The sequence below is a fragment of the Bifidobacterium sp. ESL1118 genome, from assembly GCF_058505595.1.
On the sequence record NZ_CP196371.1, the window covers coordinates 1,436,317 to 1,461,400 of the forward strand.

At 58.4% G+C, this 25,084-nt stretch carries 19 protein-coding genes and 1 tRNA gene; 12 read left to right on the forward strand and 8 right to left on the reverse strand.

The window, feature by feature from the left end:
• Positions 1 to 33: 33 nt before the first annotated feature.
• From ACSYSS_RS05755 to ACSYSS_RS05780, 6 genes are all read right to left on the reverse strand, one after another.
• Complete coding sequence (locus ACSYSS_RS05755; RefSeq protein WP_491704248.1) at positions 34 to 576, reverse strand: GtrA family protein; 543 nt, start codon at positions 574 to 576, stop codon at positions 34 to 36.
• A 122-nt stretch (positions 577 to 698) separates the two neighbouring features.
• Positions 699 to 3,185 carry a glycoside hydrolase family 3 C-terminal domain-containing protein gene (locus tag ACSYSS_RS05760; RefSeq protein ID WP_491703096.1) on the reverse strand — a complete coding sequence of 829 codons (2,487 nt, stop codon included), beginning with the start codon at positions 3,183 to 3,185 and terminating at the stop codon, positions 699 to 701.
• Positions 3,186 to 3,293: 108 nt separating this feature from the next.
• Positions 3,294 to 6,197: a glycoside hydrolase family 3 protein gene (locus ACSYSS_RS05765; RefSeq protein ID WP_491703097.1), complete on the reverse strand. Its 2,904-nt coding sequence runs from the start codon at positions 6,195 to 6,197 to the stop codon at positions 3,294 to 3,296.
• 395 nt (positions 6,198 to 6,592) lie between these two features.
• Positions 6,593 to 7,687 (reverse strand): glycosyltransferase family 2 protein, encoded by a 1,095-nt coding sequence (locus ACSYSS_RS05770; RefSeq protein WP_491704249.1) that lies wholly within the window; start codon positions 7,685 to 7,687, stop codon positions 6,593 to 6,595.
• Positions 7,688 to 7,953: 266 nt separating this feature from the next.
• Entirely contained in the window at positions 7,954 to 9,399 is a 1,446-nt protein-coding gene (locus ACSYSS_RS05775) for an amidohydrolase (protein WP_491703098.1), read from the reverse strand.
• Positions 9,400 to 9,464: 65 nt separating this feature from the next.
• Positions 9,465 to 10,751: an MFS transporter gene (locus ACSYSS_RS05780; RefSeq protein ID WP_491703099.1), complete on the reverse strand. Its 1,287-nt coding sequence runs from the start codon at positions 10,749 to 10,751 to the stop codon at positions 9,465 to 9,467.
• A 204-nt stretch (positions 10,752 to 10,955) separates the two neighbouring features.
• Here ACSYSS_RS05780 and ACSYSS_RS05785 point away from each other — a divergent pair, with 204 nt between their 5' ends.
• Positions 10,956 to 11,819 (forward strand): TetR/AcrR family transcriptional regulator, encoded by an 864-nt coding sequence (locus tag ACSYSS_RS05785; RefSeq protein WP_491704250.1) that lies wholly within the window; start codon positions 10,956 to 10,958, stop codon positions 11,817 to 11,819.
• Positions 11,820 to 11,958: 139 nt separating this feature from the next.
• On the opposite strand, the gene ACSYSS_RS05790 is transcribed toward ACSYSS_RS05785, so the two are convergent.
• Positions 11,959 to 13,875 carry a C69 family dipeptidase gene (locus ACSYSS_RS05790; protein ID WP_491703100.1) on the reverse strand — a complete coding sequence of 639 codons (1,917 nt, stop codon included), beginning with the start codon at positions 13,873 to 13,875 and terminating at the stop codon, positions 11,959 to 11,961.
• Positions 13,876 to 14,105: 230 nt separating this feature from the next.
• Between ACSYSS_RS05790 and ACSYSS_RS05795 the strand changes: the two genes are divergently transcribed.
• The 3 genes from ACSYSS_RS05795 (at position 14,106) to ACSYSS_RS05805 (ending at position 15,395) form a co-directional block, all read left to right on the forward strand.
• Positions 14,106 to 14,390, forward strand: coding sequence for a mycoredoxin (locus ACSYSS_RS05795; RefSeq protein ID WP_491703101.1), 285 nt, complete (start codon positions 14,106 to 14,108; stop codon positions 14,388 to 14,390).
• A gap of 282 nt (positions 14,391 to 14,672) precedes the next feature.
• Positions 14,673 to 14,745, forward strand: a tRNA-Lys gene (locus ACSYSS_RS05800).
• A gap of 434 nt (positions 14,746 to 15,179) precedes the next feature.
• Positions 15,180 to 15,395, forward strand: coding sequence for a helix-turn-helix domain-containing protein (locus ACSYSS_RS05805; protein WP_491703102.1), 216 nt, complete (start codon positions 15,180 to 15,182; stop codon positions 15,393 to 15,395).
• 280 nt (positions 15,396 to 15,675) lie between these two features.
• On the opposite strand, the gene ACSYSS_RS05810 is transcribed toward ACSYSS_RS05805, so the two are convergent.
• Entirely contained in the window at positions 15,676 to 15,846 is a 171-nt protein-coding gene (locus tag ACSYSS_RS05810; RefSeq protein WP_491703103.1) for a hypothetical protein, read from the reverse strand.
• Between ACSYSS_RS05810 and ACSYSS_RS05815 the strand changes: the two genes are divergently transcribed.
• The 8 genes from ACSYSS_RS05815 (at position 15,846) to ACSYSS_RS05850 (ending at position 25,080) form a co-directional block, all read left to right on the forward strand.
• Positions 15,846 to 16,100, forward strand: coding sequence for a hypothetical protein (locus ACSYSS_RS05815; protein ID WP_491703104.1), 255 nt, complete (start codon positions 15,846 to 15,848; stop codon positions 16,098 to 16,100). The two genes, ACSYSS_RS05810 and ACSYSS_RS05815, sit on opposite strands and share 1 nt — an antisense overlap.
• Positions 16,097 to 17,296: a helix-turn-helix domain-containing protein gene (locus ACSYSS_RS05820; protein WP_491703105.1), complete on the forward strand. Its 1,200-nt coding sequence runs from the start codon at positions 16,097 to 16,099 to the stop codon at positions 17,294 to 17,296. Before ACSYSS_RS05815 ends, ACSYSS_RS05820 begins: the two co-directional genes overlap by 4 nt.
• Positions 17,297 to 17,395: 99 nt before the next feature.
• Complete coding sequence (locus ACSYSS_RS05825; protein ID WP_491703106.1) at positions 17,396 to 17,806, forward strand: WhiB family transcriptional regulator; 411 nt, start codon at positions 17,396 to 17,398, stop codon at positions 17,804 to 17,806.
• A gap of 170 nt (positions 17,807 to 17,976) precedes the next feature.
• A complete protein-coding gene (locus ACSYSS_RS05830) occupies positions 17,977 to 18,585 on the forward strand; it encodes a nucleotide-binding protein (RefSeq protein WP_491703107.1) in 609 nt (202 codons plus the stop codon).
• 297 nt (positions 18,586 to 18,882) lie between these two features.
• Entirely contained in the window at positions 18,883 to 19,764 is an 882-nt protein-coding gene (locus ACSYSS_RS05835) for a hypothetical protein (protein WP_491703108.1), read from the forward strand.
• Between the two features lie 227 nt (positions 19,765 to 19,991).
• The gene (locus ACSYSS_RS05840) at positions 19,992 to 23,867 is read left to right on the forward strand and encodes an LPXTG cell wall anchor domain-containing protein (protein WP_491703109.1); all 3,876 of its coding nucleotides are present in this window, start codon (positions 19,992 to 19,994) and stop codon (positions 23,865 to 23,867) included.
• A 168-nt stretch (positions 23,868 to 24,035) separates the two neighbouring features.
• The gene (locus ACSYSS_RS05845; RefSeq protein WP_491703110.1) at positions 24,036 to 24,230 is read left to right on the forward strand and encodes a hypothetical protein; all 195 of its coding nucleotides are present in this window, start codon (positions 24,036 to 24,038) and stop codon (positions 24,228 to 24,230) included.
• A gap of 7 nt (positions 24,231 to 24,237) precedes the next feature.
• Positions 24,238 to 25,080, forward strand: coding sequence for a VirB6/TrbL-like conjugal transfer protein, CD1112 family (locus ACSYSS_RS05850; RefSeq protein WP_491703111.1), 843 nt, complete (start codon positions 24,238 to 24,240; stop codon positions 25,078 to 25,080).
• The last annotated feature ends 4 nt before the right edge of the window (positions 25,081 to 25,084 follow it).

Below are 25,084 nucleotides of genomic sequence, written 5' to 3' on the forward strand. Positions count from 1 at the left end.
TGCCCCACACCAAAATCACCCTACACAAAGGCTTTATTCGCTCTTCTTGTTCTTGGGCATGATCCACCACTTGAGCAATGGATAGCTGACCACGACCGCCAGCAGCGTGTTGACAACGGTGGCGATGGTGGAGGAAATGGCGTTGTTCCAACCCCAGCCCTTGCAGATTGCCGTCACGTAGCCCGGTAGCACAAGGTTCACGACCACAATGATGACGGCGAGAATCACATACTTCCAAGCCGCATCCCTGAAGCTGGAATCCGACTTGAACACCCATTTCATCTGCACCACGAAATTGACGGCCTGAGCAGCCACCTCGGCGATGAGGAAGGTAAGGAATCCGCCCAAACCGTTGGTATCCGGCTTGGAATAGTTGAAAATCAGGAAGCTGAACGGCTGGGTCATGTGCATGAGACTGACGAAAATCGCCGTGAAGACCCAGACCAACACCATGCGCGTGATGGTGGAGATGTTCGAAAGCACATTGAACTTGATGAACTCCCAAATGTTCGGATACTTGTTGATCAGCTGCTTGCACGCGGCCAGGAAGCCACCCTTATCTCCGGGGTCCTGCACCTCGCCGTTATTCTGCTCACTCACTTGATTGCTCCATTCCCTTGAAAGATGTACATCAGCTGAAAACTGACTGCTTTTGAACCGCAGGGTCTCGCCGCACGCTCCAACCGACCCACTACGGACTACATATCCGCAAGTTCCTTCGCCATGCGTTTGTTTGCCGAGAAATTGCGGAAGAAACCGATGACGAACGATCCGATGCCGCGCCATGTATGCCCATTGGCGATCTTGACCACAGCCTGGACCATGGCCTGATCGACCAATCCGCCGGTCATCTTGCACATCGCACGCGGCGGCATGTTGAGAATGAACAAGGTATTGAGATCGGGCGAACCCGTCTTCTGACGAACATTCGCCTCGCGTTTCGTCAGGAACCTCGCGACGGTGCGGGCAGCGAACCCGCGGGAACGCACCCAGGACGAAATGGGATCATTCTCACCGAACACCTTGGGTTCGGGCGTGATCTCAACCTTTCGTCCGAAGAGCGCGTCGAGCTCGGAGTCGGTGACATGCCTCACGTCGGCATTGAGGTAATGCCCGAGCGCAGGATCCGCCGGCTGCGGATCGACTGAACCCGAGACCTGAAGCTTGGCTTCAAGAGGCAGATGCTCCACATCCGAGCCGACAAGAATGGTCCACTGACCCGATTCAACCTGCCAATCGTTCGTCTTCACATCGAAATGGCGGAACGTGGTGTCGTCAAAAGCAATATGCACCTGAGCGCTTTCGTTGGCATTCAGCGCGACCTTCGCAAAGCCCTTGAGCTCACGGTCCGGCCGAAGCACCCCACCTTTCGGCCCCCGCACATACAGTTGCGCGACGGCGGCACCAGGCACATCGGATCGATTGGTGACGGTGAAGTCCGCACCGCTTTCGTTCACTTTGAGGTCACTAAAGGCAAAGCTGGAGTAGCTCAGACCGAAACCAAACGGGAACCGCACCGGCACGCCGGCGGTTTCGTAATACCGGTAGCCCACGAACGGACCCTCGAGATAGATGGAATCACGCGTGGCTGCAGGGTACCAGCTGGAACTCGGGCAATCCTCATACTTCATTGGCCAGGTCTCAGCCAAATGACCGGAAGGATTGACCGCACCGGTGAGTATACGTGCGGTGGCGGAGGCACCGGCCTGACCGGAAAGCCCCACATACAGCATTGCCGAAACACCGTCGAACCAAGGAAGCTCAACGACCGATCCAGAGACCAGCACGATCACCAACGGCTTGCCCGTCTTGATGAGGGCTCCAACCAAGTCATTCTGCGCCTTCGGCATCGCCATCGTAGTGCGGTCAAGGCCTTCGGATTCGCTGCGCTCGTCCAAACCGACCACGGCGACAATGACATCTGATGCGTTGGAGGAGGCAAGCGCCACAGCCTCATCGATCAGCTGCTGATCCGCCTCACCCTTGCGTTCATAGCCTTGGGCGTATCCAGCCACGTCCACCCCATCAGCGGCCTTCAGCTCGTCCAATAGATTTTCCACGTGTGTGGCATTGATCTTCGAAGAACCTGAACCTTGGTATCTTGCGGTTTTGGCCATGTCACCAATCACAGCCACACGAGTTCCCGGTTTCAAGGGCAATGTTGAAGCGCCGTCTGCGGCCGCGTCGTTCTTGAGCAATACGGCAGACCCCTCAGCGATGCGTCGGGCGATTTCGTGATGATTTTTCACAATTTCTTCTGAGAGCAGATCATCACGACCCACACCCTCGAAATGCGTGCGTTGCGCGGTCTTCACCACCTCAGAAGCACGCAGATCTAGGTCGGCTTCCGAAAGCTCGCCGCTGCTGACGGCTGCAGTCAGCTCACGAACCGATGTATACCCCGGAGACGGCATCTCCAGCGACGCCCCGGCCTGTACAGCCTTCACCGCGGAATTCGAACCTCCCCAGTCGGAGACGACCATGCCGTCGAAGCCCCACTCACCCCGAAGAATGTCGGTGAGCAAATGCTTGTTTTCGTGGGCATAGGTGCCGTTGATTTCGTTGTAGGAACTCATGATGGCCCAAGGATGGGCCGTCTTCACCGCAATCTCGAAGGCGGTGAGATACAGCTCACGCAATGTGCGCTCATCGACCACCGAATTCGAAGCCTGACGGCGCAGCTCCTGGCTGTTGACCGCGAAATGCTTGGGACAGGCGGCCACACCGTTGCTCTGAATGCCCTCAATCAGGCCTGCGGCCATATGCCCCGCCACCTGCGGGTCTTCGGAATAGTACTCAAAGTTGCGGCCACAGAGCGGGTTGCGTTTGATGTTCATACCAGGGCCGAGCAGCACATTCACATCGAGGTCATGAGCCTCGCGGCCGAGCGCCTTTCCCATCGTCTTTGCAAGCTCCGGATCCCATGAATTGGCGACCGTTCCTGCAGTGGGGAAACACGTGGCAGGCTTGGAACCGCCGAGCCCGAGGTGGTCTCCCGCACCGAGCTGGCGACGCACCCCGTGGGGCCCGTCGCTCATCACAAAGCTGGGAACACCGGCCTTCTTGCTGCCGCGCGAGTCCCACTCGGATGCGCCCGAAAGCAGCGCCGCCTTTTGAATGACAGTTAGATTCCGAAGTTTCGGGTTTACCGCAAGCTCATTATTTACAGAATCTTTATCACTCATTATTTCTCATTCCCAATATCTAAAAACTTATTAAAAAATAAAATGATATTGATTGCGAACAAAGAGGGAATCCTTGCTCGCAATCAATTTCAGCACAACTGCCGCCGTCTACTTCGTACTACTGTTTTCCGTAGAGGTCTCTGTCTCTCTGCGTCGCTTCAAGAAACGACGAATGGACACGACTTCCACACCGGCCATCAAGACGATGACAACAACATCGACGATGTACAGTGCCGTCTTCCACATCGGTGTCTTCATCGCATCACTGTCGGCGTCATAGGCGCCGCTGTTGACCACAGTGTAGAGGATGTGCTTACTGGCAGTGCGCAGATGCTTGACGGATGAAGGATTCTTCTTGTCCTTCACCACGTTCGGCCCGCTGCCATAGGTGGAAAGCATGGTATCGACCCCGTTGGGGAAGGCGTTGTCCGCGTTCATGAAGCCACGGCCGTCCTCACCGAAGGAATCGGTAATCGCCATGCCATTGAAGCCCCATTCGTCGCGCATGATGGAATTGACCCATCCCTGCTCGCCACTCCATTTGGTGCCGATGAAGGCCCAAGCCACCATGGTGGCATCGGCCTTGCCGTTCTTCACGCTCATCTCGAAGGGCCTCAGGTAGACCTCACGGGCCGCCTGCTCGTTGCTCCAGACACTGACCATCATGGCATTCGAATCATAGAGCGCGAAGTGCTTGATATAGGCGTACATACCCTTTGACTTTGCACCTGCAACGACGTTCTCGGAGATTTCGCCGGCCAGTTCGCCGTCCTCGGAGTAGTATTCGAAGTTTCGTCCGCCAATGGCCGTGCGATGGGTGTTCATGGCAGGCGCATACCAACCGGTCACTCCCATCTCACGACCCATTTCGCCCATCATTTCGCCGTATTTGCGGGCGAGCTGCTGACTCCAAGTGTTGGCAAGCACCACGGCCACAGGAAATCCGATGGACCCTTGCTTGGTGAAGTTGTTGTTGATAGCTGCCGGTCCGTCGCAGTCCGTGGTGGCCACCTTGCCGATGGAGTCCACAGCCGGAGTCTGGAAGCCTCCAAGGGAGGTCAGCTTGGTCATGTCGTCCACGGTCAGCTCGTCAAGCAGCTTGTCCCACTTGGGATCATTGGCCTTAAGGCCTCGCAGGTCCTTGAGTTTGATGTCGTTCTTGGCACCGGTTACAGGCATGGTGTCCTTCGGATTGTTGTACGTGGAGTAGTCGAAGTTCTTGTTGACGTGGTACTGCTTCACGTACTTGTCCGCCAGTTTATCGCTTGCAGGAGCAGCGACGGCCACATCATGGTTGGCGAAGTGATCCTTACGGGAGAGATAAGTCACGTCGCCGGCAATATCCGAGATCTTGTCGGTTGCAGCGGTCTTGTCTCCTGGGCGAGGATTGTTCTTGCCATAGGTGATTGTTGTCGGAACCGTATAGTTCGCGGAGTCGAGCACCGTGTGGGAATCGGAGTTGATTGAAATACCGTAGCTGCCCTTTTCCAGGACGTATGCTTTGGCGCCTTTCTCATCGTAGGATGCGAGTTGGGAAACAGGGAAGGAGATTTTCACCGTCTTTGAGGTACCGGGTTCGATGGAATCAGTCTTCTTGGAGACGATGAGGTTTGCGGAGGCTTTTTCAATGCCGCCATTGGTGTATGGCGGGTCGGAATAGACCTCGACGGTGTCCTTGCCGGCCACCTTGCCCGTGTTGGTGACATCCACATCGAAGGTGATGTTGTCGCCGCTCTTGGACATTTTGCCCATTTTCTGCTTGAAATCGGTGTAACTCAGACCATAGCCGAACGGATACTGGACGACGTCATCATAGTTGATGAGGCCTTCCTTAGCGGCCGTCTCATAATACTTATAGCCCACATAGATGCTTTCTACATAATCCGTGAACGAAGGTTCGAGATGGAAGTACATGCCTTTGCCAAGCGCCAGCTTCAACGAGTCCTGCTTCATATTGCTGTACTTCGTGGCCTCGGCGTTGTTCCACCAAGGTGCCTTGCTCATGTCGTAGAGGAACGTGTCGGTGGTACGGCCGGAAGGATTAATCTTGCCGTTGAGTATGTCTCCCAAGGCATCGAAGCCGACATTGCCAGGAGCGGGTGTCCATAGTGCGGATTTGATCTGTTTGTACTGATTGAGGAAGCCGAGCTCCATGGGGTTGGCGCCGTTGTAAAGAAAGATGACGTTGTTGAAGTTCTTGCAGACCACATCGATCATATCCTTCTCGGTCTGCGAAAGCGTCAGATAGGACTGACCAGGCTTGAAGTCCTTGTATGCCTTGGAGTTGTCCTTATATTGCACCTTGCTCATATCGGTAGGCATGTCATCGTACCCTTCGCCGCCCACGCGCGCTACTGTGATGACAGCAGTATCAGAGAACTGCTTGGCCTGATTTATCACCTGCTCGGTGTAGGCATCCTTGGTGGCTTCCTGCAGCGACCAGCCGGCACCCATCGTGGTGTTGGAATTATCACGATGCCCAATCTTGTCGTAAATGGACGCAAGGTTGCTATTAGTCTCGAAACCGGCCTTTTTGAGTCCCTTCTCCAAAGACTCAACGGGGTAGTTCTGGTTGATTGCCCCAGAACCTGTGCCACCATAAACCGGATTCTCCGAAGCCCATCCGAAAAGATTAAGCTTCTTCGTGTTCTTAAGCGGCAACAGGTTATCGTCGTTCTTGAGCATCACAAAACCTTCGCCTGCGATTTGACGAGCCAAATCCGAGGCCTTGGCCGTGGTTGCCGCAGAGATGGTCTTGGATTTACCGCCCGCCGCAGCCAGATTGAGCAGAGTCGACATCGGACCCATCAACATCATTGATATGGCCGCCACAATGGCAACCACCGGCACCACGATGGCGTTGGAACGAATCAGCTTTCTCGTCGGTGCATTGACCTTGCGTACAGCCACAGCAACAATGGCTGCGACGACAATGATGGCAACGATCACCGCCAGATACCACTTAATTGATTGAAAGACGCCTATGACGTCCGACCATGCTATACCTAGCATTCGCCTCTCCTTTGTAGTTTCCCATCCCCTTCACCTCAACGCTTGTGCGACTTCACACAAATCCACAATACGATAAAGAAGACTCTCATTACAGAGGTTACGCATCAGAATTCATATATCACAGACTTCACCCCATTTTGCCGTTTTCACCGAATAATCTGCATCAAGACACCACCCGTAACAGACTCTTTACACTAGGCCATCAATGGGTGCCAACGAATATAATCACAAACTCAAAAAGAACACAGATGGAACTAAAAACGTTTTTTGTCAATTTCCAAACGATGAATCGGGTGGAATCGACATAAATCAGCTCAAAAATGTCGATTCTGATTGAATTCAAAAAACAGACCAGCAAACAAACAGCAAATTATCTGGCCCAGTTGCTCCACCGCTCAGTTAAATCCGATGACATGCTCGGCCACGCGGTAGCCGGCTCTGATGATGGCTCGGCCCACACTACCACGCAAATTAATTGCGCGCGAGGGAAGCTGACGACGCACAGCTTTGGCATTGGCCGGCGAGTCACGCTTCAAATTGGCCCAAAGCTCCCGCTTGAGCGCATAATTGGCCGGATCCTTGGAGAGAATGAGAAACACACTGGTCACCACCGACTCGATGGAGAGGAAGTGAATCATGTATCGGTACAAGCCACGTGGAACGGCCGCACGAGAAGGCGTGGCCCGGCTCATCAGCCGATTGACCCGCACCAGCTGATTGACCCGGCGTATCATGACATCGGTCTGAACGCTCTGGCCATCGCGTCCAATGAAGTAGTGATAGAGCGGAACGTTGACGTACATCAGCGATCTCACCCACGGCAGAGGCTGGTAGGCGTAGATGAAGTCAACGTAGAACGTGTGCTCGGGCAACTGCAACCGTGACCGCCGAAGCACATCCGTACGGAAGGTGAGCGCATGCATGATGAGGTACTGGGCGATGCCGAAGTGACGCAGATCGTCCCAACCCAAGCGCATATCGGGACGCATGACGTGCGAAAAACTGACCACGTGCTTGCGCCGTTTGCCTACTTTGTCGTAGACGTAATTGGTGACGACCATGTCGACCGGACCGTCTCCCGCCGCGCCGTCTGCGCATTGCACACGCAGAACCTTCAACAGCCGCTCCAGAGCCTGACGCCCAACCCAGTCATCGGCATCGACGACTTTGACGTATTCTCCCCGAGCCGCGGCAATGCCGGCATTCACTGCACCGCCATGACCTTTGTTTCTCTGATGAATCACGCGTATTGCGCTTTGGAGGGAATCGGCGGGCGCCAGAGCGCCGTCGCGATTGAATCGCGCCGCGAGCTCGTCCGCCAGAGCCTCGGTGCCGTCCGTGGAACCATCGTCGACGATGACGACCTCCACATCCGGGCTGCCCGTCGCCATCAGCGAATCCACGCAACGCCGCAGATATGATTTCATATTGAACGCGGGCACCACGAACGTCAGTGTCACAAGGGCATCGACAGCACTGACCGGCTGCATAGGAACATTGGTCACTCCATCAATCCTACTCACAGCAGCATCTCGCCACCCCGCATCACCTGGCCTGCAAACGGAGAGATCGTAATCTCCTCGCCACCAACCATATTCTTTTATAACAAAGCGAAAACTCCAAATTCCATTCCAATGTAACATTCGGCAAGATGACAGCGCAACCGTTCCAGCACAAAACGCATAAATCCACGCATAGAGTGCATCCGCGCCAAAATCAGCCCGACACGATGCACAAACCGCCTAAATCCATGCACTCAGCCGTGCGGATGAACGTCCGCGGGAATCACCGACTTATATTGCTCGTCCTTGAAGTCCTCGGCGTATGCGGCTTTGGCACGCGCCAGCAGATCAGCATCGGTCAATGCGTCATAGGCGGTCAGCGCGATGGTCTTCGCAGCCAGCACCAAACCTTTATGCGCCACGGAAGACTGACCGTTGGCCACCCACTGCCAGGAGTGGGCAGGGCTTCCCTGCGGCTCGAAACCACCGTTGAACTGGGCAGTGGGCGTGCACCAGCTCACATCGCCTACATCGGTTGATGCCTGGCCTTTGGTGCTGGTGGTGTAGACCAGCGGGAACTTCGGGGTGGCAATACCGGCCTGGGCAATCCGGGCAATCTCCTCGTCGGACTTATCGGGAAACGCCTCTTTTGCCTGAGCGACGAGATGCTGGGCGACGCCATCGGCATTGTGCTCCTTAATCTTGCGCTCGAAAGCGTCCTCCTCCTCGGTGATTTCCAACGGCCCCACCAGATCGAGGTTCCTGTCCATCGCCTCACTGAGCGGATGGTTCGGCACATAGTTGGCGCAGGCTGAATCGAAATCAATGGAAAGCGTGGTGTCGGTCATCATGGCGGCTCCCTTGGCAATCTTGACCACACGGTCGTAGATCTCCTGAGCTTGTCCCAGCTTGGGGGCACGCACAAAGAAGTACAGTGTGGCAGTGGGATGCACCACGTTGGCAGACTCACCGCCAGCATCAAGATAGGCGTAATGGATGCGCGCCTCCTCGATGACGTGTTCACGCAGGAACTGCACGCCCACCGTCATCAGCGTCGCCGCATCCAGCGCGTCACGCCCTTGCTCCGGCATAGCGGCTGCATGGGCGGCGATGCCTTTGAAGCTGAAGCTGGCCTGCATGACGGCCAATCCACCGCCGCCGGCGACGCGGGTGATGTCTCCCGGGTGCCAGGTGAACGCCGCGTCCACATCGTCGAACACGCCGTCACGCGCCATGAACGCCTTGCCGTATCCACTCTCTTCCGCGGGGCAACCAAAGAGTTTCAACGTGCCTTTAAGATGTCTCTCCTCCATCAGCGTCTTAAGCGCCACTGCGGCGCCAAGCGCTCCAGTGCCGAGCACGTTGTGGCCGCAGCCTTGCCCTGGCTGGCCTTCCACCAACGGCTTGCGGTTGGGATTGCCAGCCTCTTGGCTCAAGTTGGCGAGCGCATCGTATTCCGAGGTTATGCCGATGACCGGCCTGCCGCTGCCGTACGTGGCAATGTAGGCATAGTCCATGCCGGCCACACCTTTTTGAATGTCGAAGCCTTCTTTTTCGAGCACCTTGTAATGCTGCTCAACCGACTTCGGCACGGTGAACCGAGTCTCCGGCGTCTCCCATATGCGGTCGGACGCCTCAATGAACTCGCCCTTTTTCTCGTCCACGATGTCCATAATCCGCTGTTTGTCTTCAACGGTCATATTGTTTTCCCCTTCATTCATTGCAAAACCTCCAGTATTTATTTTCTGATTCCAGCTTTCGCACCTCACCGCCTCACCTTGACAAACAAGGCCACAACCGCTGTAGCTGCGGCGCAGACGGCAAGGAACAGGAAACCTGGGGTAAAACTGCCACCATTGGCCTTCACCAGACCCCCGATGATCATGGGAGCCAGAAAGCCGCCAAGCGTGCCACCTGTGTTGATGATGCCGATGGACGAACCGATGACGCGCGCATCCATGATCTTGTGCGGCCATGTGAAAATGCCGGTGAAAGCAAGCGTGCAGAGCATGCTCAGACAAATCATGAAAACGACGGCCAGCACCAGATTATGAGACATGACGAATGCCACCAGAAGCACGCCGACGATGAACGACGAACCCATGATCGCCTGCTTTTCACGGCTCAGGAAGAACTTTGACAGCAGTTGCCCGGAGAAAATCGTGGCGATGGTGGTGAACACGGAATTGCCCGCGAGAATCCAGCCGGCCTGACCTACGGAAAGATGGAAGGTTTTGGTGATGTAGGAAGGCAGCCACGACATGTTCCCATACATCACCACGTTGAGGAGCAGCATGGCTAGGAACAGCACAATGACATTGCGGTCGAATATCACATCGCGGAAACCGAGCGGCCTGTTCTTCTCATCCGAATCACCTGCCAGCAACTGCGCCTTCGCCTGTTCATGCGTGGTTTTCGCCGTTTCGAAATCCTTCGGCACAAACAGAGCGATGAGCACGAACGCCACGAGGTAGAGGCTTCCGAGCACCGCATAGGCCATCTGCCAGTTGTGAGAGACAAGCTGTGCGCCCAATGTAAACGCGAGGATGCCGCCGATGCCCGAGGTCGAAAGAATCAGCGACTGCACAAACGTGCGACGGGACTGCACGAAGTTCTCCGAAACGGCCTTGGTGCAACTTGGCGGATAGCCTCCGTGCCCCATACCTGCAAAAAAGCGGATGACCATGAATACCACGAGACCGCCCGCCGCGCCAAGTCCTGCGAACGAGCCCACAGCACCAAACAAATACGAGAACGCAGCTATGACTACCACGGAAACCATCAGCACGCGCTTGGCGCCGAACCTGTCCGCCAAGGCACCGCAAGGAATCTGCATGATGGAGTAGCCAAGGAAGAAGAACGACATGATCAGGCCCGTCTTGCCTGTGTCGAGGCCGAACTGCTTGGAAATCGGAATGATGGCGGTGGAGATCATGCTCTTGTCCATGTAGACCACCGAGTAGCCTGCCATCAATGCAACGATGAGCCAAGCGCCGCCTTGCCACGACTGACGCTTCCCCGCTGAATTCTGTTGAACTGCTTCTTCCTTCATACTCACCACCTTGCTGCTGAACTGAAACTACTTGAATTTCGTTTAGCGTAACAATGAATTGTTACGAAAGACCTCATAGTTCCAAACACAAGATGCGATTCATACATTGCCGCGCTAAATGATGAACGGAAACGAAGAAAACCATACAACCTATCCATCGGCAGCCGAATAACTAAAATGGTGCGCATGGCAAATGCATCGAGAATGACTTCGTACCAACGCCGCGAGCAGCTCATTGCTGTGGGGCGTTCACTGTTCGCAGCCAAGGGCTTCGAGGCCGTAAGCGTGGAAGAGATTGCAGCCACGGCAAAGGTGAGCAAACCCATTGTCTACGAGCATTTCGGTGGCAAGGAGGGACTCTACGCTGTGGTGGTAGACCGCGAGATGCGTGCGCTGACGGACACGCTCATCGGCTCACTTTCGCACGATGACGAGCATCCGCGCCAGATCGTGGAGCGAACGGCGCTGGACCTGCTCACCTACATCGAAGAGAACGCCGAGGGATTCCAGGTGCTCGTGCGCGACTCCCCCACTACCGACCCCGCCGGGTCGTTCAGCTCCCTGCTCGGCGACGTGAGCCTGCGCGTAGAGGAGATCCTAGGCAAGGCGTTCAAGAAGCACCACCTGCCGGTGAAATACACGCCCTACTACGCCCAGATGCTCGTGGGAATGACCGTGTTCACCGGGCAATACTGGGCCAGCCACCCCAAGATCAGCAAGGAACAGCTCGCCGCCCACATCGTCAACTTGGCATGGCATGGGCTCTCACGCCTCGAACCCAAACCGACACTGCAATTCGAAGGCAAGGACGTAGAAAATAATGCCGGCAGCAAGTCAAAAGAAAAGACTTCAGAAAGCGGCAAGGAAGGCACCGACGACGGCGACGCAAACAAGCGCGGAAAAACCGAAGGCGATGGAACTGGAACCGGGAACGGAGCAGGCGGCAGCATTGCCGACAAGGACAGTGTCGATAACCAAGACGGCAATAGTGCCGACACCGACAATAAAGGCAACGCCAACCATGGCACCGCAGATAATAGCGATGCCAGCGATGCCGACTCACGATGAGTCAAGTGAGCATACGGCTCACAGTCGAAGATTCCTCACCCACTTCTTGCACAAATTGAACGGTAGGTGAGGAATCGCTGAATCCGGAGACTGCATCATCCTACTTCCATCGCATTTCTTGACACCACATTCCATGGCATCAGTGCGGGCGGTCGGAGAGGGCGAACGCACTCTTCATGTGGTCGCTTGAAGTGTTGAGCACTCGCCCTAGCAGTTGTGCGTTTCGTCGCTCCAAATAATCAGAAGCTCGCTGGTTCGCACGCTCAAGCAACGTACGTATCGCATGCAACGTTGAACTGAGCGAATCGGGCGACACCGACTGCAACTGTTCCGCCAACCGCAGGGCCACGGCATCGGTTTGCTCCACAAACGTATGGCCATGGCTCATCACGTCCTCATGGAACGCTTCGATGGCGCTGGCGTTGAGGTCGTACTGCGCATCGGCAATGACCGCAATGAGGCGATTCGTCCAATAGAGCGTGTGCGTATCCACCTCTCCTGTGGTGTCACGCAGATAGGCGGGAGTCTCGCCGACCGCGGTGTAGAACGGCATGGGGGCCGTGAACGGCTGCGGGCCGAACGCAAGCCACATCACCGAGCGGAACGCCTCGGGCATATAGGAACGAATCTGCATGATGGCCAGATGGCCCGTACGGCTGATGCCGATGGGCCTGAACCGGTGGCGTGATTCGTCGGTGCCCCTGTGCCCATACGGGTCGTATGGCGTATCTTCGTAGTGCGAGCTCAGCACGCGGTGCACATCTTCTATGCTGACTTTGGCCTCGGGAACCCGACACCACGGAATGTCGTCAGAAAGCGGCGTATAGCGGGCGGACGGCGAATCCCAGTCCTCGCTTGGATTGAGGCAACGCTCCATGTACCACGCCCGTGGAGTGTTGTAGACGTGATCGGTCACCGTGGCCGTGCCGAACAGCTTGCGCGGGTTGAGATGACGCCAATGCTCCGGGCCTTGATCCATGGTACAGTCCAGATGATTGTCTTCGATGAACTCGCGCAGATCGGCGGAAGCCATGAAATCGCTGGGAGCTCCGTGCTCATCCGTTCCTGCGAGCGCCGCCGTCAGGTCAAAATCGTCGATGCCGAGCTGATTGGGAATGGCGGCATAGCAGTCATCCGGCACCCGGCGGGCAATCCAGTGATGGCCGCCTATGGTCTCCACATACCACACCTCGTTGCCGTCGGAGATGCTGATGCCATTGGCTTCGTAAGTGCCGTAAGTCTCCACCAAGCCTCCGAGGCGCTGCACACCTTCGCGGGCTGTACTGACGTATGGAAGCACCAAAGTGATGATGTCTTCCTCACCGATGCCGCCGGGAATCTCCTCGGTCTGCTCCGCGTCCGAAGGAAGGTCGGCAGGGATATTGCGTCCGGCGCTGTTGCCGGTATTGCCACCCACACCGTTGCCGGCATTATCGCCATCACTCGCATCGTAGTCGAAGAGATCTGCCACCTTCAGCCCTGTATCAGGTATGCCAGAATCATACGCCTTCGGCTCGCCGTGCACTGCCCAGAACCGATCGACTGCGAGCGCAGCCTGAGCCGGCTCGTCACCTTCGGTGCCGTCACTCGACGCGTTGCTGCAGGCAGAGGCATTGTCTACCGATCCTCCACCGTCCGAAGCGCTAGCCGAATCACCAAGCGGGCCCTTGGGCGAAGCGCTGTCCGAATTACTAGCCGTATGATTGGTTTTCGCGGGTCTCAGCACTACCATAGGGTCGGCTCCAAGCACCCGCTCATTGACCGCGATGGTCTCGGTGGCGCTCATGGCCACGTTGCGTTCCGAAACCCCGGCTTCCGCCAGTATGCCACGGTTTCGCAAGGCGTTGGGAGCCATCACATAAGCACACGGGTTGTCTGGCAGGTCGATTTGGACATGACTCAACGTGCTGCGGTAGCGCCGGGGCTGGTCTGTAGGTTTCACCGCCACGAAACGCTTCGGGTCGTACCTTCCACCGCCGCTGTCATCGTTGCGCGCAATCAGCGTGGACCCGTCGTAACTGGCATTTTTCCCTACAAGAAGCGTTGTGCAAGACATACCTCAATTCTAAGACGCACCCTACGAACGGAGACGCCGTTCAAAATCCAAGACCCCGACTTCTCTGTCCCCGACGCGCGACGAAACACCGGACATGGCAAAGCGCTCAGTGAAACATTGGAGTCATACCGATTAACCTGTTATATTGATGCACAAAACCATCGATACCGAAAAACCGACCGGAATCACACATGACACTGGCGAAACCGATCGATACATAAGGAGACAATATGACAGAGAGCAAGACTGCAGACACTGATGCGACGGTGGAGGTCTACGGAGCCGACTGGTGCGGCGACTGCAAACGAGCCAAGGCCGCGCTCGATCGTTTCGGCGTAGGCTACAACTGGCATGACATCGAGCATGAGGACGGCGCCGAAGCGAAAGCCATTGAAATCAGCGGACAGAAGCATATTCCAGTAGTGCTGTTCTCCGACGGTGCGTTCTTGGTGGAGCCGTCCTCAAACGACATCAAGAACAAACTGACTGAACTTGGTGTGTCGATTTCGGCCTGAAATCTCGAGGATTTTGCCCACATTTTCGTTCGGTAGATAGATTTCATTTTCTCTCTAAAATTAGGTACTTAAAAATCGTTGGAATCTCAACGATCAAAAGGGGCGTAGGTTCAGACCAGAGTGAATTCCCATATAAAATTTCCTTACCAAATAAAACGAAGGACAGCCAAGACGTTTTACAGCCCAATTCCAACGTCGCAGCTTCCCTGCAACAGCCGTTCGATATTTGCAAAACCTTAATCCGTGTGTCTCGTCTACGGAGCAGCTATAATAATTGTTTGTGCCCCTCTGGCTCAATGGTTAGAGCAGCGTCCTTTTAAGTCGTGGGTTGTCGGTTCGAGTCCGACGGGGGGCACTTCCAATGGGATTCGTTTCGGCAGTTTCCATTTTTTGTTTCTGCACATTCAATTGGCGCCTCATCGAATCATCTATCAATGACGCAACATCAGTATTAAGAAAAATAGCAGCATTTACCAAATCACTTGCAGACCACGCGCTTCGACCCGTCATTTTCTGCGACATTGATGCACGTCCAATTCCCAGGAATTCTCCCAATGCGGTTTGCGATAAAGACTGTGCAGCCAATCTAATTCTCACATTGAAGGCAATAATAGAGTCTAGCTCTCTTGCATCTGTTTGTGGCTTGTTTCTTTCAAGTAGAGTCGGCATCATGTCCTCCTAATGTTCGTAATTCTCAAACAAATATAACAGAGTAATTTGAATTCGTCTACAACAAACACTATATTGTATGTCATAAGCATACATAGAAAGTCAATTACAGACAGTTCAATGAAGCGTTGGATGTCTCGACAACATTTGTCGCAGCGCCAACTTGCCGCTTGTTTGGATTTGACTGTTGGCGTGGTGAACGGCAAGGTGAACGGCTGGATTGCCTGGCAGCCTCACGATCTTGAAGTCCTTCATGACCGTTTTGGTCTATCTGCTGATTTTGTTTTGGGTTTTACCGGTTCATCTGAGGAAATCAAGGAAGGAGCTTCGCTTTAGAAATAGTGCCGGTTCCGATGTTCCAGCATCGGAACCGGCTGTGTAACAGTTCCAGCGCGGCGGTTTGGTTTGGTTTGTTTTGCATTGCCCTGCCGTCGCTCCTGTTGAAAGGAGTCACACATGTGTGATTGTACTCGGTCTCTGTTCGGAGGCCATATTTTGAAGAATACCATTGGGTTCGGTGTGCTTGGGCGGACATCCGCTTTCGGCGGTGGTGATTCCGCCCATGTTTCCGCACGGCTGATTCAGCTCGAATGGATGCGATGTTGCATCATCCCTCCTATACGGGGAGGGCGGACTGATGGCGTGGGTTGTCACGGGAATCGTCGTCGTTCTGTTCCTTCTGCTCGATACTGCGGGCGTGTACGGGCTGTGCCGCGCCGCCAGGATGGGCGATAACCAGCTTGCATACCTGGATGCCGAACGGAGGACGAAGCGGGGAAAAGAACAATGAGCATGAACGATGACAGGGACCGTTTGGTGGAACGCGTAGGCCGGCTGATGGCGATCGCCAAGAATCCGGCATCCAGCGACAATGAGCAGAGGGTGGCTTTCGAGAGGGCGTACGCACGCAAGGCAACCACAAAGCAACGCCGGGAACAGCAGCAGAGAGATGCCGATAAAGAGACCGACGAGATTGAGATGCTGGCCGTTCTGCTGCTCGTTTTCGGTGTCGACGTTTTGATCTGTGTGGTGTTGTCATGAGCACGCAGTGCACGAGTTGGGTCTACCGGTGTCGGGTGGGCAATGCGACTGCGAAGGCGGTGCTGTTGTATCTTGCGGACCGTGCCAGCGATGATGGGACGGGTGCGTGGCCGAGTGTGGCGACGATCTGCAAGGTCACGGAGTTCAGGGAGCGGAGCGTGCGCAACGCTTTGACATACCTGGAGGCCCATGGGTTCATTCGCCGTGGCGACCAGAGGTATGCGGCCCTGGCGCCCAAGGGGCGTACCAGGCCCAGGCAGTATCGGAGTGTGGTGTGGGATCTGGCGGTGGACACTGAGCCGGAGCGGCTGTCGGCCTGGCTGGATTCCACGCACTCCTCGGAGCATGAGGCCGACGGCGCAGGTAGGCTGGTCAATCCCGACGGCCCCAGCACCAAAGGGAACCCTATTTTAACTGCAGATTCCAGAGGTGCATTAAATGCACCCCTAGAACAAGATCAGAGGTGCAGCAGATGCACCCCTAGACCTGCATTAAATGCACCTCTACTAGAACCGTCAGTAGATAACCATCAATTAGCCCCTCACGAGTCCCCCGTTCGGGGCGCACGCGCCGATGCGGATTCGGAAACGGGAACCGTGGAGGAGCCGACGCCCGAATCCGGCGTGGACTCCCCCTCGGGTCTCCTTGCCGCCTTGGCAAGGCAACGCGATGCCCGCGGCCTGCCAGACGGCGCAGGCGGATCCCGCAGGGAGCTTGCCGCCGCTTCGAGGCTTTTCGAGGCCCACACCGCCGACGAGGTGCTGTCCGTGGCGGGCTGGGCGCTGGATGATGCCTTCTGGCGTTCCAACGTGCTCGATGCGGTGCATTTGGAACGCAATTGGGTGCAGGTCGCGCTCCAGCGCTTCCGTGATGATGCAAGTCCGAACCGTCCCGGCGGCGATGCATCTCCCGCTCCTGACCCGCACCGACCGGTGGCCGTGTGCTGCGAGGGCGGGACCGGCAGAGTGTTCGGCGGCGCCGTGCTCCATCTGGACCAGTGCCAGGCGCATCTGACCGGCTCGGTCCCCTCCTCGCAGTGCCCACTATGCGCCTATGACGAACGCAACAAGCCACTTCACGGTTCCAGGCCGGTCGATCCACTGCCTCCCTTCATACGGCAGCCGGAGGCCAGGAAACGCTCGACTCGCCAGGGAACGGGGTTCGTCGGCCGCTGTATCGGGGAGGCTTCGAAATGACGTCATCCGGAACGGATTTCAGAAGCGTCGTCTCACCCCGTCTGGGTGTGCGGGGCGGCACGGCGCAGCTGTGCAGATCGTTTCCACAGCCGTTCGCAGATGCCATGTGGGGGTTTGGACGAGGAGATCGACTCCACGCCGGAGGGGCAGGTGCTCCAACGGGCGGGGGCCGCAGTGTGCGAAGTATGCCCGCTGCGGATCCGATGCCTCGCGCAGGCGATCGCCCGCCGCGACCGGTATGGGCTGGCGGGAGGCCTGGGTTGGACGATGCGCAAGCAGGTCGCCAGGCTTGCGGCCGCGGACGGGGTGGACCTCGCCCATGGGTCCGAGCGCAGCCGCTACCGTGCGATGCTCTCCTGGCTGGCATCCAACCCCGATGCCGGGGCGCGGGCCAGGGCAGTCGAGGCCGATGGCCGCAGGAGACGGCGTAGGCATGAACGCGTGAGGACTCCCACGCTCCCCCGGATCCGCGCCCGCGGCCCGGCACCGGGCCAGATGTCATTGTTCTGACATGTCTTCGCGCATGCATGAAGACATGCATGCAAGTAGTAAAGACGACAAGAAGACATGAAAACGTTTATGCACATCGGTCCGGTTCCTTACGGACCGGGCTGCAAGTGAGCTGTAATTTATCTGTTATGTCTACAAGACGGAAAGTCTTTATTCGAAAGGAGCGAACCATGAGGATCGCGTTGGCGAACATGAAGGGCGGGGTCGCCAAGACCACCTCGTCCATGTATCTAGGTGAGGCATTGGCTGTGTTCGGGCTGCCGTGCACGGTGCATGACCTGGATCCGCAGGGTAGTGCGACGAAATGGAGGAGGATGGCGAAGGGTGCCGGCCACCCCTTGCCGTTCGGGATGGTTGCCTCGAACGCGGAGAGCCTGCTGGACTTGGATGGCGGCTCCGGCCGTTGGGATCTGCTTGATGTCCCGCCGTCGGGGCCCGGGCTCGACGCGGCCCTCAGGACCGCGGATTTCGTCATCGTGCCGACCTCGGATTCGCCCGGAGATATCCAGCAGACCTGGGCCACGCTCGGGTTGCTGGGCGAGCGGCGCATCCCATCGGCAGTGCTGCTGTGCAGGGTCGAAGGCAGGACAAGGTCGCTCGCACAGGCCCAGCGGACGCTAGAGGACCATGACGCGCCACGTTTCGAGACCGTCATCCGCAAATGCCAGGAGCTCAAGGCCGGTGCGGCACGCGATATGACGTTGACGCACGGCCATGCTCCCAGGCTGTTCGGATACGGGCAGGTGCTCCAGGAGCTCAGAGGGGAGCTAAGCATATGAAAGGCATGGGAGACGCGGCGTGGGAGCCGCTGCCGCAGGACTCTGAAACCACGCAGGCGGTGCTGGACAACACCACCATGCCAGGCAAGCGGAAGACTCCAACAAGGTCGTTTTTTCGGCGCGCATACCCAAGGGCCTGCGCCAGCGGGTCAGGCTCGCGGCCGTCAAAAACGGCCGGACGCTGGAGGACTGCACCGTCGAGGCACTGCAGGATTGGCTCGACAAGCAGACGGAATGACATGTCTGCAAGATGGAAAACATGCAGTCACACGGTAGGATTGGAGACAGGAGAACATCATGGAAGAGAAGAACACAAGCACTGCAGAGGAACAGTCCTCGCGCAAGTGGGTAAGACCGGCTCTCATCATCACGGCAATCGTGGTGATAATCGCGCTGTGCGTGGGAGGCGGCTGGATGTGGTGGAGCCACGGCGCCACCGCGAAGGCGCAGGAGTCGTGCGCCCAGGCGTCGCAGACGCTCACCAGTGAACGCAAGGCCTATGACAAGTTGCTCAATGGCGACGTGAAGACTGCATTACAGACGAAGCCCGCTGACGTGCTCGACGGCAGGACCCTAACGAAGCTTGCGAGGGATTCGAAGGCCAAGGCACCCAAGACGGTGCAGTGCCCCGCGAAAGGCCGGAAGGCCATGAATGAGGCCACGTCAAGGCTCACTGAAGGTTCCTCCTGGTACCGCGCCCACATGAAGACCCTGAAGGCGGATGTGAGGGCGGTGGACGCCTCCCGTGATGCGAAGACGTTGAAGGACGCGCAGGGGGTCTACGACTCCAGCGACGGCAAGGTGCAGGATGAGAGCACACGTACGGCGCTCAAGGCCGCCCTCGACAGGAAGGACGCGGCCAAGGCGAGGGACGCCGCAGCGAAGGTGCAGGTCAGTGTGAAGGCCAAGGCCGACGCCGACGCGAAGGCAGCACAGCAACAGGCTGAGCAGGCGGCGCAACAGCAGGCCCAACTCGCGCAGCAGCAAGCCACGCCGTCATATTCCGGCAATAGTGGGTATTCGGGCTATACGGGCGGCGGATACTCAGGCAGCTATTCGGCGCCAAGCAGACCTACACCGGCTCCTGCGCAGAACAGCAGCCCTGGTTACGACCCTCATTGGGCAGATCATGTGGGACCACCCGTTTGTCACGCCGGCGATGCCTGTGGCATTGGCTGATTCTCTTTAGCGCTCGTGTCTCAGGCCTCTGGCGGTTCTTCCGCCGGAGGCCTTTTTCGTTTTCTCCGCCGCCGCTCCCGTGAGGAATCTGCATAGTGGTTGCATGTCCGCCCAAAACCCCGGTAAACGGGTGCAGGGTGGATGGTGCCGGTCGGACCCGACCGGTTCGGAACATAGCGCGGAGCGGTATTTCTCCTCCGCCCCGCCCTTTACAGAGGAGAAAAGGCATGAGGAAACACAGACTTATCAGGCCACTCATCGCGGGTCTGGCGGCCATCGCCACACTCGCTACTGGAGGTGCCGCGTACGCGGCGGGCATCCAGCCGCGCGGCGGCGGGGGTGGCAACCGTCCCGGCGACGGGACCGGCACGGACGACGTGGGTACCTACTGGGCTTACAGTGATGGCAACGACGGTGCGTTCGGTGGCCATTCGATGTCGAGCATCGACGCGGCGTTCGCCAGCATGGGCGTGACCATGATCGGCGAACGCGACAAGGCACAGGGCGCTTTGGACGATGCGAACGCCAACTGCACGAGCCGGTTCGATGTGAACCATCCCGACCAGCGAGGGCACGCGCAGTGCCGCGTGGTCGGCGTGGGTGTGAAGGCCATGAGCAACGGCAAACGCTGGAGCGGCGAGGAATGGAGCCCGAAGGCCGACTACATCAATGCCTGGCTCTCCGGCCCCGCCCAAGGCACCTGGAGCAACCACGGTTACGTTTATAAGACCGATAGTGCTTTTAGTGACGATACAAACAACACAGTTAACAAGATTGTCGATCAGTACAGCACGGATACGGCGTCGATTGTGGTGGTCATGTTGGACCAGTATGAGCCGAAGCCTGCGGACCGTGCCCCGGACCCGCCGTCGAAGAATGTGCAGGATGGCGTGTCGGCCGATTCGATGACCAACCACACAACGATCAGCACGGGCACGGGCAACAACGGGAAGCAACTCAGGTTCAGGGACACGTTCCACCCGGACGGGCAGCGTTACACGGTCTCCCGCCAGAAGGTGACGGACGGGGACTCAGACATCTCCGACAGGTTCAGTTTCAGCGCTTCGGATGGCTCAACACCTGCGGGCGATGCGATGACGGCCACGTGGAAGGGCGGCGACCTTCCCACGGACCACACGTTCACATGGGGCTTCGACGTCACCGTCGCCGATCCGAAGGTGTCGAGCATCAAGGACACCGGCGACGTGTGGTGGAAGGGATCCGTCACGGAGGCCGACCAAAACACGCCCGAACGGCGGTTCCCCACCTGGAGGCCGAATCCCGACAAGAGCTGGGTGCGCCGGGACCCCTCCAACGGCAGGTGGCAGACCGTGGTCGACCCCGGCCACACGAACGCGACAGGCGCGGACAACATGAAGTTCCTCGACGGCGACACGATCGGCAGCGTGGTGAACGGCACGGTGGACGCGCATCTCATCGAGGCGCCCTCGAAGCTCGCGCTCTCCGACGACTGGGGCAGGGCCGACTACCTCGTGGACCCGCAGGACGCGTCGAAGGCGCGTGTGTACGAGGCCGACGCGCCTGTGGGCGCGGACGGCCACTACACCTCGTCCTCGATTCAGGACGTCACGGCCAAGGGCCGTGACGTGACCGCCATGTTCGACATCACGGTCAAGGGCCATGAGGCCACGGCGACAGCGAAGCCCGCGTACCTGGCCAAACTCAAGGGCATGGCGCAAGGCAAACAGGTGACGATGCTGGTACCCATGACGGTACGTTTCTCCAACGCTCAGGCAAGGGCCGACCACGACAGGAAGCCGGGCGAGGAGCTGACGTTCTGCACGAACCCCGACGGTTCTGATTTGACGAATTCGGGCAGCGAGACCATCAACGGCCAGGGCGAGCCGACGAACACGCCCAAGGTGTGCGGCTACGTGCCTCCGATCAAAAAGCAGGTGGTCTCCGAAGGCAGCCAGGGCGGGGGCCAGGAGGACATCGACGGCAGGAAGGTGCTTCCCGGCCAGCGCATCGAATACCGTGTGCGCACCGAGCCGCAGCTGCCCTCCGACCTCGCCTACGACATCACGGATGTGGGTATCTCCGACACCTATGACGCCAGGACCACGCCGGACAAGCAGACGCTGGAGGCCACCGACCTCACTACCGGCGACGCCATCCCCCACACCGCGTGGACGGTGAAGTGGGACGCCTCCGCGCACTCGTTTATCATGACGTTCGACAAGGCCTGGGTGAAGGCCAACTGGAAGCCGGGCTCCCATCCGCGCATCCTCGTGCGGTTCGAGGCCACCGTCGACAGAGACGCGCCCGCGGACCATGTAATCGACAACCAGGCTTGGGTCACCGTCGACAACTCGGTGACGCCCAGCAACATCGTCCACAACCCGCAGCCGGACATCAAGCCGGGCAAGGGCGTCACGCAGGAGAGGACCGGCGTGGATGTCGACGGGCGCACGTTCCTTGCGGGCGACCGCGGGGAATACCACCTCACCCTGGACGCACACGACCTGGGCACGCTGGCCTACCGCATGCAGAGGCTCGGCATGGTGGACGACTACGACGAATCGCACCTCACCCTCGACCCGGAGCACATCAAAGTCTCCGACAAGGCATCCGGCGCGGATGTCACCGCGGCGTTCAACATCCAGGCGGGCGGCGGCATCGTCTACGTGTTCGCCAAAACGGTCGACACCGTGATCCCCGCGACCGGGGAGACCGTCAAGGGGGACCCGCAGCCCAAGGACCTGGCAGAGTACAGCATGCGCACCCTTGACCCGCTGCACCAGCCGTACATCGACCAGGCGCTTCTGGGCCGCAGTTTCGACATCACGCTCCCGTTCACCGTCACCAAGGCGGACGGGGCGACGGTGAGCAACACGGCCACACAGGTCACCGACTCCCAGCGCACCCTGACGAACACCGTAACGAACCCCGTGGAGCCCATCGAACCGTCGAAGGACGTGGTCGTGCAGGTCGGCGGCCCGAGCGTGGACGGCGGCAGCGTGTACCTCAACAGGCTCTTCCTCTACCAGCTCGATTCCAGCGTGCTGCCGGCGCACCGCGCCTACCCGCGGATCGACGAGTGGACGATCGACGACACCCTGGACCCCAAGGTCGACCAGTACACCGGCCAGTGGGCGGTGTACGCCACACGCGACCTGCACTCCCCCACGGGCGCCACGATCGCATCCAAGGGCCAGCGCATCGCCGGCAGCGGCTTCGACTGGAGCCTCCTCGGCGTCTCCGCGCCATTGTTCACCTGCTCGCAGGACGCGTCGGGCAAGGTGACCGTGGCCTCCACGGGCGCCTACCGCACGCTCGCCTCCCAGGACGACGCGCACGAGCAGGGCTGGCGCGCCTACATCCAGGTCAAACGCCTCAAGGTCACGGAACGCCAAGAGAACCGGTTCACCGAACGCTACAACGGCAAGGCATTGCCGTCCAACGTGGTGTGGACCCGCACGCCCGACATGACCCCGAGCCTGCACATCGAGAAGTTCGACACCGAATCCGGCTTCCCCAAGGGCGACAGGGACGCTCCGAAGGATGCGCTCACGGTGCATGGCGACACGGATATCACCTTCCGCATCACCAACACCTCGAAGGTCGATAGCAGGACCGGCGAGGGCGCATGGTTCAAGGCGAGCGACCTGAAGCTGGAGGACGCCACCATCGCCGGCGACGGCAAGGTGGAATCCATCGCCTACCCGAAGGGCTGGGATTCGCTCGTGCTCAAGCCCGGCCAGAGCGTCGACGTGCACGGCACCCTCAAGGGCGTCGCCACGCACCACACCGACCGCGCGCAGGTACACGGCGTCCCGCTCGTGGAATGCCCCGCGGCCGCCGACCCCGCCCAAGGCGAGGGCCCCGGCGGCGGGGCCAGCACACGCTCCGACGCCACGCCCGCGGACAGCAGGATGCAGGTGGAGGGGCGCACGCTGTGCACGGACACGAAGGTCGACAGCAACCAGGACGACTGGAACGGCATCGCGCCTGCCAGACTGTCGCTGACCGGCTCCTCCGTGGCCACGGTCGGCGTGGCTATGATGCTTTTGGCATCGTGCGGCCTGCCGATGATGCTGGCGCACCGCCGACGTCACGGGTTGCACGCGCGTAGACGCTGACGCACAGATCCACCCAAGGCCTCCGGGAACATGACCTGCAAGTCGTTCCCGGAGGCCTTTGCGTTGCCATCGAACCGTCCGCCCAAGAACCGTCTTTCAGGACCGATGATGGAATGAATCGCCTGAACGGGCGTAGCGGAGAACGATTGGAGGATGAATATGGAAGTGTTGAGTTCGGTGCTAAGTCTGGTCAGTAAGGGGCTGATACTGGGCGGCGGCATCTATGGTGTCATGGGAGGGGTCTCCTTGGGCGGGGCGATCAAGAACCATCAGGGCCCGGATATTCAATCCGCGATCTTCCAGATCGCAGGCGCGCTGGTGATCATCGCGTCCGGCGGCCTACTCACTCAGCTCCATTGGTGAGCCTGCGATGGAGGATTTCATCGTACGCATGCTCAACGCGGTCGGTGGAGGCGGGGTCGGTGTCAACGAAGGCAACATGCTCACCGAGTCGCCGGAGAAATTCAACGCGACCCTCTATGGGCTGGCGTTGAACATCAGCGACAATGCGGTGAAGCCGGTGGCGGCGATCATCCTGGCCATCATGTTCGCGTTGGAGCTGCAGCGCAACTCCGTGAAGTTCGACGTGTCCAAGAACCTGGGGCTCAAGGTCACCGCGGCCACGCTGGTCAAGATCGGCCTGGTAATGGTGTTCGCGCAGAATTCCACCCTGCTTGTGGATGCGATGAACAGCGTGGGCACATACATCTCCACGCAGATCGTGAAACTGTCGCCCACGGCGGTCGGGAATGCAGGGACCGCATTGGGCGACCAGATGCGCTCCCAGGTCAAGGACGCCGGCCTGATGGGCCAGGTGGGGTGTCTGGTGCTGCTCATCATCCCGTTCCTGCTCTCGCAGCTTGCCTCGGTGGTGGCAACCGCGGTCCTTTGGGTTCGGTTCGTTGAGCTGTACACGCTCACCGCTTTCAGCAGCTGGCCGTTCGCCTGGGTGCTGAACGACGAGACCCGTCCCATCACCATCGGCTATTTCAAGGCCTACATGGGCACGGTCATTTCCTCGGTGACGCTGCTGGTGTGTTTGGTCGTTTATCGTGTGCTGGTGGTGCAGGCGGTGAGGAAGCCGGCGGCCTCGGACCAGAATCTGGCGGGTTGGATCTTCGACAACTTCGGCAGTCTGCTCCTCGCCTCGATACTGCTGTTCCTGGTGCTTGGGGTCTCCTCGAAGGTCTCCAGGGCGCTCACGGGACAGTGAGGGA

Bases quoted from the DNA above. Each gene is read 5' to 3' on its own strand.
- ACSYSS_RS05805 (WP_491703102.1), top strand. From the start codon at position 15,180: ATGAAGCGTTGGATGTCTCGACAACATTTGTCGCAGCGCCAACTTGCC.
- ACSYSS_RS05850 (WP_491703111.1), top strand. From the start codon at position 24,238: ATGGAGGATTTCATCGTACGCATGCTCAACGCGGTCGGTGGAGGCGGG.
- ACSYSS_RS05825 (WP_491703106.1), top strand. From the start codon at position 17,396: ATGCCATGTGGGGGTTTGGACGAGGAGATCGACTCCACGCCGGAGGGG.
- ACSYSS_RS05840 (WP_491703109.1), top strand. From the start codon at position 19,992: ATGAGGAAACACAGACTTATCAGGCCACTCATCGCGGGTCTGGCGGCC.
- ACSYSS_RS05820 (WP_491703105.1), top strand. From the start codon at position 16,097: ATGAGCACGCAGTGCACGAGTTGGGTCTACCGGTGTCGGGTGGGCAAT.
- ACSYSS_RS05795 (WP_491703101.1), top strand. From the start codon at position 14,106: ATGACAGAGAGCAAGACTGCAGACACTGATGCGACGGTGGAGGTCTAC.
- ACSYSS_RS05835 (WP_491703108.1), top strand. From the start codon at position 18,883: ATGGAAGAGAAGAACACAAGCACTGCAGAGGAACAGTCCTCGCGCAAG.
- ACSYSS_RS05790 (WP_491703100.1), bottom strand. From the start codon at position 13,875: ATGTCTTGCACAACGCTTCTTGTAGGGAAAAATGCCAGTTACGACGGG.
- ACSYSS_RS05770 (WP_491704249.1), bottom strand. From the start codon at position 7,687: ATGCAGCCGGTCAGTGCTGTCGATGCCCTTGTGACACTGACGTTCGTG.
- ACSYSS_RS05785 (WP_491704250.1), top strand. From the start codon at position 10,956: ATGACTTCGTACCAACGCCGCGAGCAGCTCATTGCTGTGGGGCGTTCA.
- ACSYSS_RS05780 (WP_491703099.1), bottom strand. From the start codon at position 10,751: ATGAAGGAAGAAGCAGTTCAACAGAATTCAGCGGGGAAGCGTCAGTCG.
- ACSYSS_RS05775 (WP_491703098.1), bottom strand. From the start codon at position 9,399: ATGACCGTTGAAGACAAACAGCGGATTATGGACATCGTGGACGAGAAA.
- ACSYSS_RS05760 (WP_491703096.1), bottom strand. From the start codon at position 3,185: ATGAGTGATAAAGATTCTGTAAATAATGAGCTTGCGGTAAACCCGAAA.
- ACSYSS_RS05815 (WP_491703104.1), top strand. From the start codon at position 15,846: ATGAGCATGAACGATGACAGGGACCGTTTGGTGGAACGCGTAGGCCGG.
- ACSYSS_RS05765 (WP_491703097.1), bottom strand. From the start codon at position 6,197: ATGCTAGGTATAGCATGGTCGGACGTCATAGGCGTCTTTCAATCAATT.
- ACSYSS_RS05830 (WP_491703107.1), top strand. From the start codon at position 17,977: ATGAGGATCGCGTTGGCGAACATGAAGGGCGGGGTCGCCAAGACCACC.